This window comes from Larkinella terrae, assembly GCF_009668025.1.
In the GTDB taxonomy this organism is placed as follows: Bacteria; Bacteroidota; Bacteroidia; order Cytophagales; family Spirosomataceae; genus Larkinella; species Larkinella terrae.
In genome coordinates this window covers 70,748-89,575 of sequence record NZ_WJXZ01000007.1, presented here as the reverse complement: position 1 = coordinate 89,575, position 18,828 = coordinate 70,748, and the positions used below count along the sequence as shown (strand labels likewise).

11 protein-coding genes are annotated in these 18,828 nt (G+C 54.4%); 1 reads left to right on the top strand and 10 read right to left on the bottom strand.

Annotated elements, in window-relative coordinates; translation table 11 throughout:
* Positions 1-16 precede the first annotated feature (16 nt).
* The 3 genes from GJJ30_RS13215 to GJJ30_RS13205 form a co-directional block, all read right to left on the bottom strand.
* Positions 17-838 (bottom strand): alpha/beta fold hydrolase, encoded by an 822-nt coding sequence (locus GJJ30_RS13215; RefSeq protein ID WP_154175637.1) that lies wholly within the window; start codon positions 836-838, stop codon positions 17-19.
* Positions 839-1,136: 298 nt separating this feature from the next.
* Entirely contained in the window at positions 1,137-1,967 is an 831-nt protein-coding gene (locus tag GJJ30_RS13210) for a CvfB family protein (protein ID WP_154175636.1), read from the bottom strand.
* A 22-nt stretch (positions 1,968-1,989) separates the two neighbouring features.
* Positions 1,990-3,774, bottom strand: coding sequence for a DUF885 domain-containing protein (locus tag GJJ30_RS13205; RefSeq protein WP_154175635.1), 1,785 nt, complete (start codon positions 3,772-3,774; stop codon positions 1,990-1,992).
* Positions 3,775-4,155: 381 nt separating this feature from the next.
* Between GJJ30_RS13205 and GJJ30_RS13200 the strand changes: the two genes are divergently transcribed.
* A complete protein-coding gene (locus GJJ30_RS13200) occupies positions 4,156-7,020 on the top strand; it encodes an FG-GAP-like repeat-containing protein (protein WP_154175634.1) in 2,865 nt (954 codons plus the stop codon).
* Between the two features lie 98 nt (positions 7,021-7,118).
* Here GJJ30_RS13200 and GJJ30_RS13195 read toward each other — a convergent pair whose 3' ends face one another.
* From GJJ30_RS13195 to GJJ30_RS13165, 7 genes are all read right to left on the bottom strand, one after another.
* Positions 7,119-9,071: an SGNH/GDSL hydrolase family protein gene (locus GJJ30_RS13195; protein WP_154175633.1), complete on the bottom strand. Its 1,953-nt coding sequence runs from the start codon at positions 9,069-9,071 to the stop codon at positions 7,119-7,121.
* 67 nt (positions 9,072-9,138) lie between these two features.
* A complete protein-coding gene (locus tag GJJ30_RS13190; protein ID WP_310588242.1) occupies positions 9,139-10,296 on the bottom strand; it encodes an aldose epimerase family protein in 1,158 nt (385 codons plus the stop codon).
* A 106-nt stretch (positions 10,297-10,402) separates the two neighbouring features.
* Entirely contained in the window at positions 10,403-11,227 is an 825-nt protein-coding gene (locus GJJ30_RS13185; protein WP_154175632.1) for a polysaccharide deacetylase family protein, read from the bottom strand.
* A 22-nt stretch (positions 11,228-11,249) separates the two neighbouring features.
* Entirely contained in the window at positions 11,250-12,614 is a 1,365-nt protein-coding gene (locus GJJ30_RS13180) for a neutral/alkaline non-lysosomal ceramidase N-terminal domain-containing protein (RefSeq protein ID WP_154175631.1), read from the bottom strand.
* 60 nt (positions 12,615-12,674) lie between these two features.
* Positions 12,675-13,967, bottom strand: coding sequence for a neutral/alkaline non-lysosomal ceramidase N-terminal domain-containing protein (locus GJJ30_RS13175; protein ID WP_154175630.1), 1,293 nt, complete (start codon positions 13,965-13,967; stop codon positions 12,675-12,677).
* Positions 13,968-14,107: 140 nt separating this feature from the next.
* Positions 14,108-17,161, bottom strand: a complete 3,054-nt coding sequence (locus tag GJJ30_RS13170) for a PVC-type heme-binding CxxCH protein (protein ID WP_154175629.1) — start codon at positions 17,159-17,161, stop codon at positions 14,108-14,110.
* Between the two features lie 4 nt (positions 17,162-17,165).
* Positions 17,166-18,812: a RagB/SusD family nutrient uptake outer membrane protein gene (locus tag GJJ30_RS13165; RefSeq protein WP_154175628.1), complete on the bottom strand. Its 1,647-nt coding sequence runs from the start codon at positions 18,810-18,812 to the stop codon at positions 17,166-17,168.
* Between the last annotated feature and the right edge of the window lie 16 nt (positions 18,813-18,828).

Genomic DNA, 18,828 nt, shown 5'->3' with positions numbered 1-18,828 from the left:
TGATGCTTTTTCGCGATCAGGATTTAAAAAAAGCTAATAGATCGGCATTAATCGTTGCCGCTTCGGTCGTTGGCATTCCATGCGGAAAACCGGGATATGAAATAAGTTTTCCATTTTTCAACAGTTTGACCGCCCTGGCGCCGGTAAGCGGAAACGGAACGATTTGATCATCTTCCCCGTGCAAAACCAATACCGGTACGTCCACACTTTTCAGATCTTCGGTAAAATCGGTTTGTGAAAAAGCTTTGATGCAATCGTGATGGGCTTTTATGCCGCCCATCATTCCCTGGCGCCACCAGTTATCCCGAACTCCCTGCGATACCTTTGCTCCTTCGCGGTTGTATCCATAAAATGGAAGGGTAAAATCCTGAAAATACTGGGGCCGGTTGGTCGCGGTATTTTCCCGTATTTCATCGAATACCGACATGGGAATGCCATCCGGATTCGTTTCGGTTTGTGCCATGATCGGGGTTACCGCACTGACCAATACAGCTTTGGCTACGCGTCCCTGGTCATATTTCGCGACGTAGCGAATCACTTCACCACCACCGGTTGAGTGGCCAACGTGGATGGCATCTTTCAAATCAAGCGCTTTGGTCAGTTCCGCCACATCAGCGGCATAGGTATCCATATCATGCCCATCGGCCGTTTGACTAGACCTTCCATGACCCCTGCGATCGTGCGCAATAACCCGAAATCCCTGATTTAAGAAAAACATCATTTGTCCATCCCAATCGTCGCCCGACAAAGGCCAGCCGTGGTGAAAAACAATCGGTTGTCCGGTTCCCCAATCTTTGTAGTAAATTTCGGTACCGTCACTTACTGTAATCTTGCTCATTTTTTTGGGTTTTGATGATGATAGTGAATAATAGAAAGGCCCTTTTGTCTTAATTGAATAGAATGCCTGGTTGCCTGAAATAACCGGTTTAAGGTAAGCACTAAAGTTTAAAATAGTGGTATCCGGGCGACAAATACAACCGGCTTTACTACAACAAAAGCGGCACGCCTTTCAACCTTAGCCTCACCTATCGCTTTGGAAAACCGGTTACAACAGCCAATCAACCGCCGAAACGGAGCGAAACCGGGCGCGGTACCTGCCTGCCAATGATGAATGGGGTGCTACTGGATTGAATAACTCACGCCAGGTAAATACCGTCCTCCTTAATCACGATTTTGCGCTCCCGGAATAAAGCTCCGACGGCTTTTTTGAACGTTTTCTTGCTCATTTCCAGCTCCCGATAAATGGCATCCGGTTCGCTGTAATCGTTGAGGGGCAGAAACCCTTTTTGTGTTTTCAGCGCAGCCAGAATTCGCTGGGCGTTGGGCTCGACGTGTTCGTAACCCGGTTTTTGCAGACTGACATCGATCCGGTTGTCGTCGCGGATTTGTTTGATGTAGCCCGTCATGCGATCGCCCGGGTAGACCTGCCGGAAAATTTCGTTTGCGTAAACCAGCCCCCGGTAGCGGTTGTTGATGATGACGTTAATGCCGAGGTCGGTGGGCTCCCAGGCCAGCAGCGAAACCTCCTGGCCTTCTTCCAGATTAGGCACCTGCGAATCCAGAAACCGGTTGAGTCGGCTGGAAGCCACCAGCCGGTCGGTTTCGTGGTCGAGGTACAGATAAATCACGTACCAGCGACCCACTTCCATCGGGCGGCTTTGTTCGCGGTAGGGCACCAGCAAATCCTTTTCGAGCCCCCAGTCCAGAAACGCCCCCACGCTCGTGACAGAAACCACCTGCAAACGCGCGAACTCGTTGCGCTTGATTTTCGGCGTCAGCGTGGTCGCAATCAGCCGGTCCTCGGAGTCGGTGTACACAAACACATCGATCTCATCATCGAGCCGCAGCGAATCCGGGACGTATTTGTTCGGCAGCAGAATGTCATTTCCCTCATCGTCGCCCAGAAAAACCCCCACGCTCGTATCGCGCAACGCGACCAGGGTATTTATTTTTCCAATTTGTATCATTCTATTGATTTTCAGCCCTTAACTATTCCTTCTGCCGCGCGGCCCAGGCATCCATTTTATGTTCCAAAACGTCCAGCGGCATGCAGCCGTCTTTCAGAAATTCGTCGTGGAAAGCCGCCAGGTTAAATTTATCGCCCAGTTGAGCCTCGTATTTGGTGCGCAGTTCCCGAATTTTCAAGGCGCCGATTTTGTACGACAGCGCCTGCGCCGGAATGGCCATGTAGCGCTCGATTTCGGCCACAGCGCCGTCTTCCGCAATCGGTTCGTTGTCCATCATGTACTTTATGGCCTCTTCGCGGGTCATGTGTTTGGTATGAATCGCCACGTCGACCACCAGCCGGATCGCCCGGTGAATTTCGTCACTTAGCGCACCCATGTACTGATACGGATCGGTGTAAATGCCCAGCTCTTTCCCCAATGACTCGCAGTACAACGCCCAACCTTCGCCGTAGGCACCGTACCAGGAAAACCGCCGGAATTTGGGCAGATCGGTATTTTCCTGCTGCAACGAAAACTGGTAGTGGTGACCCGGAATGGCTTCGTGCAGAAACAGCGATTCCATGCCCGAGGTGACGTTGAATTTTTTGGCGTCCGGAATCGGAACGTAGAAAATGCCGGGCCGACTGCCATCCGCCGAGGCCGGATTGTACTCCGCGCTGGCCGACGCTTCGCGGAACTTCTCGGTCTGCCGGATTTCGAATTTCGACTTCGGCGTTTTAGTGAACATTTTCTTCAGATTCGGCTCGATCCGCGCCAGAATGGCGTTGAAGGCATCCAGCACCTCCTTCGGTTGTTTGTAGGGATACAACTTCGGATCGGTTTTCAAGTGGGTGAAAAACTCGTTCAGCGTCCCTTTGAAACCTACCTGTGCTTTCACTTTTTCCATTTCGCCCCGAATCCGGGTCACTTCCCGCAAACCAGTCTGGTAAATTTCCTCCGGCGTTTTGTCCGTCGTCGTCCAGGTTTTCACGAGGTACCGATACAATTCCAGCCCCTTTGGCACGGCGTCGATGCCCGAAGTGGTGCGCGCTTTGGGCAGGTATTCATTTTTCAGAAAATCACCCAGTTTTTTATACGTGGGCACAATTTCGTTCAGAATGGCTATTTTATACGCCGAAGTCAGGCGGTTTTTGTCCACCTCGCTGAAATCCCCGGGCAGTTTGGTAATCGGTCCGTAAAACAGGCTTTTGGTGGCGTCGGTCACGACCAGATCGGTCATCTGCGGAATCATCTTGACGACCAGGCTTTTGGGCCAGACGATCCCGACGGCCATTCCTTTCCGGAAATTCGCAATCGCCGAATCGCCCCAAACCGTGAACGCCGACACCCGTTTCAGCCAGTCGTCGTAATCTTTGACGGTTTTGAAAGGTTGCGCTCCGGCCCCGCTCCCCAGTTGCCCGAACGTCAGCGTCAGGCCCTCAAACTGCGAAAACGGGACGTATTCGAGGTGATACGTGAACTGCTCCAGTTGCAGCTCCAGCTCCCGTTTCAGAATGTCGTACGAGATTTTGTCCTGATCCGGCAGTTTTTCCCGGTCAAAAGCGGTCAGTTTTTTGAGACTTTCAGCATAGAAATTCTTCGTCCGGTCGAGAAACTCCTGCGAATTACTGTTCGGCAACTGGTCGTTATACCGGTTATCGCCCTGATAAGTCGCTTCGATGGGAAACAACTTCAGCCGTTCTTCGTAGTAATCGTCTACGGTTTTTGCGAAATCCGTATTGCTGGCAGTATTTTCCTGCCCGTTGTTGTTGGAATTACAAGCCATCAGGGAAGCCATTACAAAAGCGGTCAATAGTATCTTCTTCATAAAGGTAGCGCAACGGGTGTCGTTCGAATCGGCAAGGTAGAAAGAAACCGCTGAAAACCGTCCGGTTCTCGTCAACCACCGGATTTTACCCGTTCAATACCGGTGGAATCAAATCGTAACACAAAAATAACAAGGGCCATTTTCCAGTCAATTTGGGACCCTTTTTTACCCGAACAGGCTTTTTATCGACAGCAACGTAAAAAAGGGTCCCGATGCCGTTCCATTAATCCGCCAGAGTCAAACGGCAACACTGATTAGCAACTACGAACTTCCCGGTAATCTCCTATCTTACAGCCCCTTTTGTGATCGACTGGATGCGAATTTTGCTATCTTGAAAGAGATCCGTATGTCTTAAATCTTGTCCTGTCAAACCCGATTCCCATGAAGAAACTCTATCACATTTTTACGCTGCTTGGCTTGCTCGCAGCGTCCCCCTCTTTTAGTCAGTGTTTTCTGCCTTATTTCACAACTGCTGCCGGTAATGGGCCGAATTCTGTCGTCGTCGGAGACTTCAATAAAGACGACAAACCCGATTTAGCCACAAGCAATAGAATCGGTAACAATATCTCAGTGTTGCTGCGGCAGGAGGATGGAACCTTTGGCTCACCTACGTACTATGCGGTGGGCAATTTCCCAGATGCCATCACATCCGGCGACTTTGATGGTGATGGCCAGATCGATCTGGCCACGGCCAATACAAACAGTAACACGGTATCGGTCCTGCTGGGCAATGGCAATGGCACGTTTAAGGATGCGGTCAATAATCCGGTGGGTACTTTCCCTGAATCTATTGTCGCCGGCTTCTTCAACAACGACGGCAATCTTGATCTGGCCATTGCGAATATAGGAACCGACAATGTTTCGGTGTTGCTGGGCAACGGTGATGGTACGTTTGGCCTTGCCACCAATTACCCCGTGGGCGACGAGCCTCACGACATCGCCGTTGGCGATTTTGATGGCGACAATGATGCTGATCTGGTGACTGCCGATTCAAGGAGTAATCAGGTCTCGGTTTTGCTCAACAACGGTGATGGCACCTTTGCCACAGCCGCCCCCTATGATCTTCGTGCTGCCGGGGTTACTAACGATGTATACGTCTACCGGGTTGCAATTGGCAACTTCAACGGCGATACCAAACCCGATCTGGCCGTCATCCTTTCTCCCGGTGGCAAGCTTTCGATTTTACTCAATAAAGGCGATGGCACATTTAACACTGCAATGAATTATACCCTGACGAGTGGCATTGCGGATGCGGCCGTTGTTGATTTCAATGACGATGGCAAAGACGATCTGCTTATCCTTGACAGTAGCTTTGACAATTTACTCGCACTGCCGGGCCAGGGTGATGGCACTTTTGGCGAAGCAAAAATCTTCGATGTTGGCCTGAATGTAGATCCGGTCGCACTAGCGGTAAGCGACCTCAATGGTGATGGCAAACCCGATGTGGTTACCGCCAATCGAACCGCTGGCAATGTTTCGGTGTTGCTGGCCTGCCCAACCCCCACGCTGACAGGGTTCTCGGCCAGTCCCAATCCAGTCTGCCCCGGCCAAACCGCCACGTTTACGGCCACGGTCGGCAACCCATCCGACAGTTACAGCTATACCCTCTCCAACGGCGTCGGGAGTCCGCTGTCGGGAACGGCCACCACGGCGGCTTTCAGTCAGACACTCACCAGCAGCGGCACGGGCGTTCAATCGTATACGCTCACCGTCACGACCGGGGGTGGAACGGCCACCAGTTCGGTCAGTCTGACGGTCAATACGTCAACAGCACCGACGATAACGGCCAATGTGCCTGCCGGTAGTCCGGGTACGGTTTCGGTGCTGCAAAACACGCCCTTTGTCAGCTTGATGGCTAGTGGTTGTTCGGGAACAGTTGCCTGGTCGGGTGCGGGTTCAGGGAGTGGCACCAGCCTGAGCGTTCCTACTTCGGTCACCGGAACACTGGTTTACTCGGCCTCCTGCACGGCGGGAAGTTGCGTTAGTCCACCGGCCACCTTCACGGTAGTGGTTACTCCCCCAACGGCGACCGGTTCGTTCGACGGTTTTGTCTATGGCGCCGACTGCTCCACCTTCCGGGGCTGGGCCTGGGATCGCAATAAACCCAATAGCGCCGTTTCGGTTGAAATTCTGGACGGCCCCAACGTCATTGGTATGCTACTGGCGGATGTGTTCCGGCAGGACCTGCAAACCGCAGGAAAAGGCAACGGCAAACATGCCTTCTTCTTCCCGATTCCTGAAAGTCTGAAAGATGGCTTATCGCACAACCTGTCCGCCCGAATCAAGGACAGCGGTTTTATTCTGAAAGATTCACCCAAGGCGCTAATCTGCGTCGGAACCGGAACGCCGGAAAATAAACCGCCCGTTCCGCCATCGCCCACGGTCCTGATTGCTCCGCTGGCCGCGCAGGTGAACGTGCCTTTCTCCGGAACGCTGGTGGCATTTACCGATCCCGAAGGCCAACCCCTCACCTACGCCCTGAGCGGTTTGCCAAACGGCCTCTCAATCAATCCGAACACCCGCATCATTTCGGGAACACCGGTCGAATCGGGCACTTTTACGCTGGCGTACTCGGCAAACGATGGCGTGCTGACCAACTCGGTGAGCTTCCCGCTGACGGTGAATCCGGCTTCCACGACGACAGTTACGGGTAGCTTTGAAGGCTATCTCGACAAAGTCGAATGCGGCACGATTCGCGGCTGGGTCTGGGATCGCAACAAACCCAACACGCCGGTGACCGTTGAGTTTTACACCGACGGAATGGTTTGGGGCAGTACCGTCGCCAATATTTACCGGGATGATCTGAAGAATGCGGGCAAGGGCAATGGCGCTCACGCTTACAGTTTTACAGTTCCGAATGCGTTGAAAGACGGAACTACGCGGATTATTTACGGCCGGGTGCTGGGCAGTACCTACGCGCTGAAAGATTCAGGAAAACCGCTGACCTGTTCATCCCCCGCGCCGGTTCGCTTATCGGCCGACACCGGTTCAGACTTGCAGGTAACGGTGTTGGGAAATCCGGTAGTGGGCAGTCAGCTTGCGGTGGAAGTGCGGGGAGCGGCAGGCCAGCCGTTACAACTCCGACTGATGAATGCTGCGGGGAATTTTGTTCAGGCGTTGCAAGTAAAAACCGCCCAGGCCGTTGAGCAACAGACGATTTCCGTTCAGGACCAACCGGCAGGAATTCTGATCTTGCAGGTTAGTACGCCTGCTCAAAACCGCACCCTGAAAATTCTGAAACGTTAATTTCAGTACGCGTACTGCTCTGCATTTTACCTCAAAAACCGCCCGGTTGTCCGGGCGGTTTTTGAGGTAAAATCGGATTAACGACCTTAATGGAAGCTTTAATTCGCTAAAAAATAAACAATCCGGCAGGCGGTTCCCTTGCTTTTGGGATGTTTGGTGGCTGCAACCCGCAATTGCAAAACGTGCTTTTTATCCGGCAAATTACTGGCAAAGAGCTTATACCAGGGCAAATGCAGCGAATGGCTCCACTGGGTATGCAAGTCCATTTTCTGGTACGGGCCTTTGTCGATGCGATATTCCACTTCGCCCGCGTCCGGCCCCGAGATAATCGCCAGACCGACGGCGGTTCCCGTAAAATCCAGCGACAAGGTAGCGCCCGGCGTGGTGGCTTCGAGCATCGGTCGATCGACAAAACCGGGTCGGGTCGAAACGCCATCGGCCGGTTTCCAGTTTTCAACCAGCTTCCAGCCATCGCCGAGTTTGGCTTCCTCAATCGGCACGTACCGGCCATTGACAAAACTGCTGCGTTCCAGCGGAGCAATCGTCGCCAGCGGTTTTGCCGGTTTTCCGGCGGAGGCCACGGCGGTTTGCCAACTGGCGTTGAGCAGGTATTTCATCGTCTGAAAATAGAGTTCCTGCCCGAACGGCGACGGATGCAGATCCTTGAAATCGTATTCCCCCGAAAACTCTCCGGCTTCGATCCGGTCATATACTTCGCGCGCTAAATTGAGGGAAGGCAGTTGGTAATGGGCCGCTACCTGCTCGTGGTTCAACAGTTCCACCGGTTTTTTTCCCTGCCGAAAATCACCGAATTTGTCGGGATCGGCAAACTCCATCAACACCACATCGACGGCCGGATTGGCTTTCCGGGCGTGCCGGACAATGCCTTCCATTGCCCGAATCTGCGTCAGGCTGTCGGTGGCATTCGTGCGGTCGTTGACGGCGGCTTCCAGAAACAGCAGATCCACTTTGCCCTTGCTCAGCACGTCCTGCTCAACGCGGAACGAATGCGGCAAACTGCCCAGCGACGGAATACCGGCTTTGATGAACGTAAACTCGGTTTGCGGAAATTTCTCCCGCAAATACTGGCTCACCTTGTCGCGCCAGCCGGGATTGAACGTGATGGAACCGCCCAGAAACGCCACCGTGGCCTTTTTCTGTTCCGTAGCGGTCCGGAAGAAGTTGGGCAAGCCACCCCGGATTTGCACGTACGATTTAGAGTCGAGCGGTTTTTGAACCGGAACCGAATGCTGTTGAATGAAGTCCGCCCACCAGTCCGGATGTTCGATCGGGAAATGGTGCCCCTCCAGCGTTTGCGCTCCCCGCGACATGGCATAAACCGTGGCCGGTCCGCCCAGTTTCTGGTATTTTTCGATCAGCGGGAAAGTGTTTTCGTCGGGTGGTACAATCTTGTCTTTCAGGCTGATGACGTGCAGAACCGGAATTTTGTAAGCCGCCAGCCCTTCCAGGTGGTCGATCGGATTGTCGTCAAAGTCCAGCGCCTGTTGCTCCGAAAAACCGTAGACAGCCAGCAACTGCTGCCACGATTTAGTGTCGCCTTTGCTTTTTCCCTTGCCGCCCGGCCAGCTTTTGAAGTCGCAAACCGGTGCTTCGGCATAAATGCAACTGACTTTGGCCGGGTTGCGTTTGGCCCAGCCGTACACGTATAAACCGCCCCGACTGACGCCTTCGAGGGCGACTTTGGGCGAAAATCCTTTTTCCGAGACGAGGTGCTGGTAAAAATCATCCCAGATCATCATCGCTTTCGGGTGGCCATACAGATCGTTCGTGTTGATGTAGGCAATGTGAAAACCGCGTTCGAGCAGCATACTGTCCATCTCAACGTGCCAGTCGGGAAAGTGCGCCCGCCAGACCCACGGATTGCCGGGCAGCGGTTTCCGGGGTTTTACGTAGCGCGCCGGTACGTTGTTGAGCGTGAAATCGACCCGGTCGAAACCGTGCCAGAGGCTGTTTTTTTCGCTCGGCTGAGCCTGCAGGACAAGGGATTCGGCACTAAAAAAAAGGAAGAGTAAAATGGACAGCAACCGCATAAAGGAGAAGTAAGGACACAAAACCGGAAGTTGCAAACCGTGCCGATCTACTCTTTTCAGCGCATTTTCAGCGGTTTACGCGGGCGCTTTTTACCGAAAACTGGTAGATCGTCGTCTGGTGGTAGACTTCGCCGGGTTTCAGGAGCGTACTGGGGAAGGTCGGTTGATTGGGCGAATCGGGCAGGTGTTGCGGATACAGCAGAAACCCGGACTGTTTGGCGTAAATCCGGTTTTCTTTGCCTCTCAGCGTTCCGTTCAGCCAGTTGGCCGTCGCCAGCTCAAGGCCCGGTTCGGTGGTAAAAACCGCCAGATACCGACCGCTTCCCGGTTCATACGCCGTTGCCGCTAGCTGGATTGCGTGGCCGGGAGATCGATTGAGTTGATAATTATGGTCGTAAGCGCCCGGCAACTGGTCGATTCGCGAACCGATGGCCGTTGCTTTTGTAAAATCCAATGGAGTATTTTTCACTTCGCGCAGTTCGCCGGTCGGCACCATCTTGGGGTCCATAACCACGTAGTGGTCGGCATTGATCCAAATTTCGTGCGACAGAATCGTCGGATTTTTCCCCGCCGAAAGATCGAAATAATTGTGGTGGGTGAGATTGACGTGCGTTTTCTGATCGGTGCGGGCTTCGTAGTCGATGCGGAGTTCATTTTGGTCGGTGAGCGTATATGTCACCCGGCAGTCCAGCCTGCCCGGAAAGCCTTCTTCGCCGTCCGCACTCGTGTAAGTGAGCCGCAAAACTGCCTCCTTTTTTCCGGAACGGACTTCCTCCGCCTGCCAGAGCTTCTTGTCAAAACCACTCCTTCCACCGTGGAGGTGATTGGTTCCGGCGTTGGTCGCCAGTGGGTAGTCTTTGCCGTCAATGGAAAACCGGCCGTTGCCAATAAAGCTGCCGTAACGGCCCAGGAGCGCGCCCAGATACGGCTGGCCGGACAGATAGCGGCTCAAACTATCGAATCCCAGCACCACGTCGCCGGGTTGGTTGTTCCGGTCGGGAACGCGGATGGACGTGATAATGCCACCAAAATCGCTCACTTTCACCACCATGCCGTGTGCGTTGGTGAGCGTGAAAAGATGAGCGGTTTTTCCATCGGCGGTCTGGCCGAAAACCGCTTTCCGGAAACGGCGAAGGGCGGGTTTTTCCAAAAAAGCCGTCAGAAAAAGTACCGTAAAGCCAATAAAAACCGCATATCGTACAGTTTGGCCGACTAAGTTATTCACGCGAAAAGGGAGGAAAAAAAGTAAAACGGCTAATTGTTTGGAATCAAAGGCAACTGAAAATCAGGACCTCCGGCTAAAAACCGGAGGCTGATTCCACTTACCATCTCTATTTCCGTTGTTTCAGGACGTATTTGGAAACCGTTCCAATCGGCGCGATCCAGACCCCGTTGGCCGGGTCTTTGGCGTATTCGCAGAGTTGTTTCAGCATCGCCAGCCGCGTGGTCTGGTTGCCGGATTCGGCCGTTTCGTGGCCCGCCAGCACCAGCCACTGGCCGGATTTGCGGGCGGTTTCGATCAGTTCCTTGATTTCGCCAAAATCCTTGCCGTCCATTTCCATCCCGTAAATCTGTGCCATGTCGCAATACGCGGGGTCGTTGGGGGCTTCGTTGCGCCAGCCACGACCACTGAGAAACAGATCGGCCACAATGGGAACATAGCTTTGCGTATTTTTCCCGCGATTCATAAACATCTGGCCGCAGGGATACGCAAACACTTCCGGTTTCACGCCCAGCAGTTCCTGCACCTGTTTGTTGGCTTCGATCAGTTCCGCCCGCATTTTCGCCGGGGTGTAATCTTCCAGCGCTTTTTCCCGCGACCACGTGAAGTTGCCGCTGCACGGGTGATTGACCGAATGATTACCCATTTCGTGGCCGCTGGCAACGGCTTTTTTCCAGCCTTCCAGGCGTTTTTTTACGGCAGACGGCACGACGAAAAATGTGGCTTTGACACCGTATTGGTCAAGTAAAACCGTGCCTTTATCGACGTTGGTCAACCGCGCATCGTCGAAGCTCAGGCTGAGGGCCACTTTTTTGCCGTCTGGCCATTTAATGGGTTCGGGTGCCGGTTTTGATGGCGGTACTTCGCCCGAAAACGACAGACTTAGTACAGCGGAAAACAGAATTGAAGCGCGGAGAATGGGGTTAAGTTTCATAGGAATACAGTTCTGATTTAAATTATTTTTTACCCTGCAACTGATTAACCACGGCATCCGTCAGGTCTTTGGCGGCCTGGGGCGTGTAGGGCGAAACCGTTACTTCATAGCCTTCGTGTTTGATCTCTTCTTCCGTCAGCAGATAGCCCAACCAGCCGTTGCCGTAGCCGAAATAAAAGGTGTACGGATAGGGCGATTTGTCGCGAATTTCATTCGAAATCTCACAGAACAGCTCGAGCGGGGCACTCCAGATCGCAATGTCGTCATTGATTTGCAAAAACCGCACGGGCAGTTTTACCATGTTGACGCCCGCTTTGGTCGTGCGGGTATAATCGCTCAGGTAATCGACCCAGCCCAGGCCCGCTTTTCGGGGCGTCTCTACCGTTAATCCGCTGGCTTTCAGCGTCACATCATCCGTGGTCGCCCGGATCGACTGGTTGGCGTCGATGATTTTATCGCCCAGCAACACCTTGAACTGGTGCAGACGACCGCGCTTGTGGTCGGCGTACTGGCTGTAAATCGGAGCGATATTTCCCGCAGCGCCGTTGATGAACAACATCGGAACGCCCAGTTTCTCCTCGACGTATTCGGCCACAACACCCGGCGCATCGCCACTGATGAGCGTGTATTCGCCCCCCATCACCGTGCCGTGAATGGCATAGTTGGCAATCAGCGCCATCGGGCTGCCGTCGGCTTTGTCAATCCGGATCAGGCCAATCCGGCGGTCGACCGGGCCGTCGGGGTCCATGCCCAGAAACGCCTTGCCATCGACGCCTTTCGCCCGGCGGTTGATGTTGGCCTGCGCCCGGCCCCAGCCCACGCCCAGCCGCGCCGGTTCGAGTTTTTTGCGGGCTTCGGCTACGCCATCGATGAGCTTTTTTTCCACCATATCCGTGTATTCCGTGTCGAACTGGTGTTTATACCGCTCGCCCAGAAAGATAATCGGCAAACCGGGAGGACCCACTTCGGGCGCCGAATGCGTGTGCGTCAGGTTCCACCAGAAATTCACCGGATTGATGCCCAGCTGGCTTTTCAGTTTGGCCGCAACTTTGTCGTATTCGGAGGGCGAAACCACGGCGAAATCCGACGACACCAGCACGAACTGCGTTTTGCCATCGTCCAGCACCGTAATCCGGTGGTAAATCCGGTCGTTGATTCCCGTGGACAGGCGGGGGCCGTAACCCAGCAGCATCTGGTGCCGTTCGGGCGTCACGTCCACCTTCACGACAGCCGCCCGAAAACCGGTAGCTTTCGGTTCATTGGCCGGAAATGCTGTAACCTGACTGGTAATCAACAGGTTGAGGAACGTAATAAAAAGGGCAGTCGCTGAAAGAAAATATCGGTTGCGGAAAAAACCGGTCGTGTCTGGTTCAGGAGAAAAGTACATAAGCAAGGTGTAAAAAGATGGTTGAATCGGGTTAGGGCAGGTGTTTTCGGGAAATGATGCTTATTTTTTGCCCTGCAACTGATTAGTCACGGCGTGCGTTAAATTTTTGGCGGCTTCGGGCGTGAAGGGCGAAACCGTTACCTCGTAGCCGCCGTGTTTGATTTCTTCCTCGGTCAATAAATAACCCAGCCAGCCGTTGCCGTAGCCAAAGTAAAAGGTGTAGGGATACGGCGACTGATCGCGGATTTCATTCGAAACCTCACAGAACAGCTCAAGCGGTGCGCTCCAGATCGCAATGTCATCGTTGATCTGCAAAAACCGCACGGGCAGTTTCACCATATTAACCCCGGCTTTGGTCGTACGGGTATAGTCCCTGAGTTCGTCGATCCAGCCCAGATTCGGTTTTCGGGGCGTTTCAATCAGCAGGCTGGCGGTTTTCAGGCGAATGTCATTTGTTGTGGCGCTTATCGACTTGTTCGCAGCGAGGATTTTATCACCCAGCAAAACCCGGAACTGGTTCATTCTTCCGGCTTTCGGGTTTGGATACCCGCTGTAAATCGGGGCAATATTCCCCGCAGCGCCGTTGATGAACAGCATCGGAGCGCCCAGTTTCTGCTCCACATAGTCGGCCACAACGCCGGGCGCATCCCCGCTGATTTGCAGGTTTTCCCCACTCAAAACCGTGCCGTGAATGGCGTAGTTGGCAATCAAAGCTATCGGGCTGCCATCCTCCCTGTCGAGTCGGAGCACGCCAATCCGCCGGTCGACCGCGCCATCGGGGTCCATGCCCAGATACGCTTTGCCGTCGATGTCCTTCGCCCGGCGGTTGATGTTGGCCTGCGACAATCCCCAGCCCACGCCCAGCCGGGCCGGAACGAGTTTCTTCCGGGCTTCGGCAATGCCGTCGAGAAGCTTCTTTTCGGTAACTTCCGCGTAATCCGAGTCAAATTGATGCTCGTAGCGGTTCGCCATAAATAGGGCGGGCAAACCGGGCGGGCCCAGTTCGGGAGCCGAATGCGTGTGGGTCAGGTTCCACCAGAAATTGACGGGATCGATTCCCAACTGCTTTTTCAGGCGGGCCGCCACCCGGTCGTATTCGGCGGGCGACATCACGCAAATGTCCGACGACACAAGAACAAACTGCGTTTTACCATCGTCCAGCACCACGATCCGGTGGTAAATCCGGTCGTTCACCCCGGTGGATTTTCGGGCGCCGTACCCCAGCAACATCTGGTGACCTTCCGGTGTGATATCCACCTTCACGACAGCCGCCCGAAAACCGGTAGCCGCCCAACCACTCAGGGATAAACTGAGCAGCAGTGCCAAAAAAAACAGTCGTCTCCGGGTTTGCATAAAGAGCTTAGTTTTCGGTTTAAGGTATTCAGTTTATGGTAGGAGACGCATCCATTTTAAAATATCGAATAACGAATATTGAACAGCGAATAACGAACGGGTTACTTCCTACCATGAACTGAAAACCGTATACCGAAATCTTATTTCGCCTGTTTGATATACGCCAGTAGATCAGCCATTTGCTGCGGATTGATCTGTTTTTCAAGACCGGCGGTCATGGCCGACATGTTCATGGCTTTCAACGACTCGATGTCCTGGCGGGAAATGGTGGTTTCCTGTCCGCCCTGGTTGAGCAGGGTCAGCGCGGTCGGGGTTTCGGTCGAGATCAGGCCCTGAAGCGTTTCGCCGTTTTTTAGCGTGATGGTCCACAGGTCATAGCCATCGGCTATGGACAGATTCGGGTTCAGGATGTCGCCCATGATGGACGCCGGACGCCGGTTTCGGATGGTCGCCAGATCCGGCCCGAAAGCAATGCCGCCCGTGCTACCGATCTGGTGACAAAGTGCGCAGTTTTGCTGGAAAACCAGTGCTCCTTTTTCGGCCGTCGCGGATAGCTCCAGCGCGGGCTGATACTGTTTGATCACCTCATCCCGTTGTTTGTCGCGCTTCGTCAGCAGTACCCGGGCGCGGTTGCGCAGGTCCGGGTCCGAATTCGCCATCAGCCCCACGGTTCGAGGCCAGCCGATGCTGTTCTGGTCGATGATTCCTTTCTCGACGGCATCCAGCAGCAGTTTGATGCGCAGTGGCCGGGCTTTTTCCGAAGACGTAAAAAAGGTAGCAATAGCGGGTTGGCGGATATCCGGCGTCATGACCGGCCACTTTTGCAGGACGTACTCGCTCACGGTTTCGTCGGGAATCGAACCGAGGGCCTGCAAAGCCGCCACCTGAACGGAGAGCGGTTCGCTGGGCGCAATCAGCTTTTTCAGGAGCGGAGCCTGCGGTTTGGCATCGCGCATGGCCAGAAAACCGATGGCTTCCGAGCGTTTCTCCGGCGACTGTCTGGCGTCTCCTGCCGTTTGCACCGCCCGCTGCCAAGCCGCCGTCGTCTGGGCGGTTTCCGGAAGACCGGTTACCTGCAAAACCTGCAGACAGGCCGAGCGAACCGAGGCCGCCGGATGGTCGAAAAAGGCACGGATCAGTAGTTCCTGTTCCGCCTGAAAATTGGAATCCAGCGTATTGTTCCGGCGTTTCAGCCCCTGCGCAACGCCTTTGATCAATGAAGCCTGCCAGGTATTTTTTTCTTCCGAAACCGGTGCAGTGGCTTTTTGAAGCAGTTGGTTGATGGTTTTCGCGGGCTGACTCGCTCCGGCCATCGCGCTGAGCCGTTCGACCAGCGAACCGTAGGCCGGATCGTTGGATTTGTAGCGAGCCAAAACCGCATTGAGCAAATCGCCTTTTTGCGAAGACGGCGCCGACAATGCGGCAATTTGCACCCACGGATCATCGACGTCGGCAAACAGCAGCTTTTGTCGGACAGCCGAAGCTTCAGCGTTGTCAACAAAACCGAGCGTACAAAGCAACTGAAAACGCACTTTGGGATCGGCGTCGGACTGCAATGCCAGTAAGGACGGCACCAGCGTCGGAGCGGTTTCCAGGTGGATTTCCGCCAGCTTGATCGCGTTCGTCCGTACGCCCGCTACGGGATCTTTCAGGGCCGCCGTGATCAAGTCCGGGCGGAGTTTGCCGAGTCCTTCGAGTGTCCAGAGGGCGTGCAGCCGCCCGAGCGGTTTGGCCGGATTCCGGGCCATTGCTTCCAGCGCGTTAACATCCTGAGCAGTTGCGCGATCGAGCAAAAGCCGTTGGGCATTCCGACGCCACCAGACATTCCGGTCAGCCAGTTTTTCGATCAGTTCCGCAGTCGTCGCTTTTCCGAGCAGGTCTTTTCCCCAGGTTGCGGGTTTGCTGCCGGTAGGCGTGATGCGGTAAATCCGACCCTGTTCCGTGCCGTTGTACAACGCTCCGGATTTGGTCACCTCTTCGGACATCCACTCCGGGTGTTCAACAATCTGGCGGTAATAATCAACAACATACAACGCACCGTCCGGCCCGACGTACATGTTCACCGGCCGGAACCAGGCATCCGTCGACGCCAGAAACTCTTTTCCAGGATGCACCCGGCTGGCCGTAAACGTGGCTCCTTTGTCGGTAATTTTATCGAAGTGAACCAGGTTGCTGACGGGTTCGGCTACGAACGTAATGCTGTCGTATTTCGCCGGGAAAGCGCCACCGAGGTAATGCGTTATGCCGCAGGCTGAGGTAATCACGCCCACATCGGTAAGTAGTTGAAGTTGCGGATTTTTGGTAATCGGGAACACCTCGGCGGCATTTCCGTGATCCGAAATTGACTGCGAGACGTTAGAAACCAGCAGGTCCGGATTGCGTTTCAGGTACGGCGTCGTGATGACTTCATGAAAAGCGTGGTTGGCGTTGCTGACCAGCAGGCGGTTTCCCCAGGCATCGAACGAATGACCAAACTGCGTATTGCCCGCTACCGGTTCCAGTTCGTAGCGATCTGGCCGAAACCGGACGCTGCGACCACTGGCATTATCAGGCAAGCGGATACCGTCGGGGCGCTTGGGATACATGATGTCGCTGCCCCGGTCGCCGAACTCTTCCTTGAATACCTGCGCCGTAACGGCCGACTCGTGGGCCAGGTAAATCCAGTTGTCGAGTCCCAGCAGCGGACTGTTGACGTTGTGCTGCGGATTTGATAAAGCAAAACCGGTCAAAACCGTATCGCGCACGTCCGATTTTCCGTCGCCGTCGGTGTCTTCCAGGTAATACACATTGGGCGCGTCGGTTACCAGCACCCCTTTTTTCCAGCGCATGATGCCGGTCGGCAACACCAGATCTTCGGCAAAAACCGTACTCTCGTCCATCCGCCCGTCGCCGTCCTTGTCGGTCAGCAGTTTAATTTTTCCGGTACCGGTTTTGTCGAGCGGATAACCGTGCATTTCCACCACATAAAACCGCCCGTTTTCGTCAATTTCCATCGCCACCGGATCGGCCACCTGCGGTTCGCTGGCGACCAGTTCGATTTGAAAACCGGGTTCGAGTTCAAACGTCGTGAGGGCTTCTTCGGGCGAAATAGCCGAATTCGTCGTTGACTTCTGGCAACCCGGAACGGCACCCAGCAGCGTTGCCATCAAACTGTAAATAAACCACTTATGCGTATTTCTGAATGGTATTCCCATCGGGTCAGTAATTCGGGTTTTGGGTAAGCTTCGTGTTCTGGTTCATGGCCGACTGCGGAATGGGCAGCAGGTAATTCTTGTTGGCGTAGAACGTTTTGGCACCTTCCGGCGCCGGAATGACGGTGTAAACCGGTTTACCGCCCACCAGCTCGATTTTCATGGCGTGCAACGTTCCGTTCAGGTTCTTTTCCGCCAGTTTCAGCCGGATCAGGTCAAACCAGCGCCGTTCTTCAAACGCCAGCTCGACCCGACGCTCCCGCTGAATGGCCACCCGCATCTCGGCCTGGGTCAGGCCGGTTTTCAGGCCGGGCAGTTCCGACCGCGTCCGCACCTGGTTGACGGCCGCGTACACCGACGCATCGGGGCCAACGGCTTCATTTTGTGCTTCGGCATAACTGAGTAACACCTCCGCATAGCGATAGATAATAAAACTGCCACTGTTCAACAGGTTGTTACCATTTACGGTGTATTTCGGGTTGAGCGTTTTCCGCAGGTAATAGCCGGTATTGGTGGCTTCGTTGGTATTACTCAAATCGGTCGCATTCCGACTACCGACGCCCTGTTTCATCACCATTTCTGCGCCCACCCAGATCGATCCGTCGTACACAATCGACTGATAAAACCGCTTTTCCCGGTTGGCGTACGGATTCTGGGGATCGTAGCCCGAAGCCGGGTCCGTGATCGGTAAACCGTTGGCCATCGAATATTCGTCCACCAGTTCCTGCGTCGGATCGACGCCCCCGTAGGCTTTTTGCACCCCGCCCACCATCCAGGGGCCCCACAAACCTTCTTTTCCGCTGCCGAGCGCGGTGCCGCCGAGGTATTGTTTGGCAAAAATCACTTCCACATTGTTGTTGTTGTCCTCGTAAAACTGGGTTTCGTAATTGGAAAACAGACTGTGAGAGCCCAGGTCAATTACTTTCTTGTTGGTGGCAGCCGCCAGCGCCCAACGGGCTTTGTCGTTGGTAGTATTCTTCAGCGGACTGGCCCAGAACAGTTCACAAAAGCCTTTCAGTGTCAGCGCCGAAGCTTTGGAAACCCGGCCCGCTTCGGCCTTGAGCGGCAGGTCGTCGACAATCGCGGCACACTCATCGACAATGAATTTATAGGTTTCCTCATCGGTGTTGCGCGCCCGGAAAATGGCGTCGCCCTGGGCGTTCTGGTTCAGCGTGTTGGTGATGATGGGCACCCCGCCGTGGGCCGTCCAGAGCAACTGGTAAAAGTAGGCGCGTAAAAACCGGGCCTCCGCGATTTTGGGCTTTTTCCAGGTATCCGGAAAGGTGGAAGCGGTTACTTTCTCGATGAATAAATTGGCCCGGCGAATATTGGCGTACTGCCCCCACCAGTTGGGCGCGTTGCTGGCGGTGTAGACCGAGGGCGAATACAAAACCCGGCTGGGAAGCCCATTGACGCCGTTCATGGCGTTGTCCGTGAAATTCTCCCAGGGATCGAAGCCGTTGAACGGCCCCGCAATTCCCGAATACACGTTGTTCAGAAAGAGATCCGCCGTACCGGTATCAGTCCAGACGGCCGTGTCCGAAATCTGGTCCCGGGGTTGTACTTCCAGGAAATCTTTACAGGAAAAGACTCCCAATGTCAGGATCAACAGAACGATCCGGGTGTTCAATGTAGTAAGCCTGTGCAGGTTCATGTGGGTATCGTTTTGC

Excerpts from the sequence above, each read along its gene's own strand:
- GJJ30_RS13215 (WP_154175637.1), bottom strand. The coding sequence starts at position 838 with ATGAGCAAGATTACAGTAAGTGACGGTACCGAAATTTACTACAAAGAT.
- GJJ30_RS13210 (WP_154175636.1), bottom strand. The coding sequence starts at position 1,967 with ATGATACAAATTGGAAAAATAAATACCCTGGTCGCGTTGCGCGATACG.
- GJJ30_RS13205 (WP_154175635.1), bottom strand. The coding sequence starts at position 3,774 with ATGAAGAAGATACTATTGACCGCTTTTGTAATGGCTTCCCTGATGGCT.
- GJJ30_RS13200 (WP_154175634.1), top strand. The coding sequence starts at position 4,156 with ATGAAGAAACTCTATCACATTTTTACGCTGCTTGGCTTGCTCGCAGCG.
- GJJ30_RS13195 (WP_154175633.1), bottom strand. The coding sequence starts at position 9,071 with ATGCGGTTGCTGTCCATTTTACTCTTCCTTTTTTTTAGTGCCGAATCC.
- GJJ30_RS13185 (WP_154175632.1), bottom strand. The coding sequence starts at position 11,227 with ATGAAACTTAACCCCATTCTCCGCGCTTCAATTCTGTTTTCCGCTGTA.
- GJJ30_RS13180 (WP_154175631.1), bottom strand. The coding sequence starts at position 12,614 with ATGTACTTTTCTCCTGAACCAGACACGACCGGTTTTTTCCGCAACCGA.
- GJJ30_RS13175 (WP_154175630.1), bottom strand. The coding sequence starts at position 13,967 with ATGCAAACCCGGAGACGACTGTTTTTTTTGGCACTGCTGCTCAGTTTA.
- GJJ30_RS13170 (WP_154175629.1), bottom strand. The coding sequence starts at position 17,161 with ATGGGAATACCATTCAGAAATACGCATAAGTGGTTTATTTACAGTTTG.
- GJJ30_RS13165 (WP_154175628.1), bottom strand. The coding sequence starts at position 18,812 with ATGAACCTGCACAGGCTTACTACATTGAACACCCGGATCGTTCTGTTG.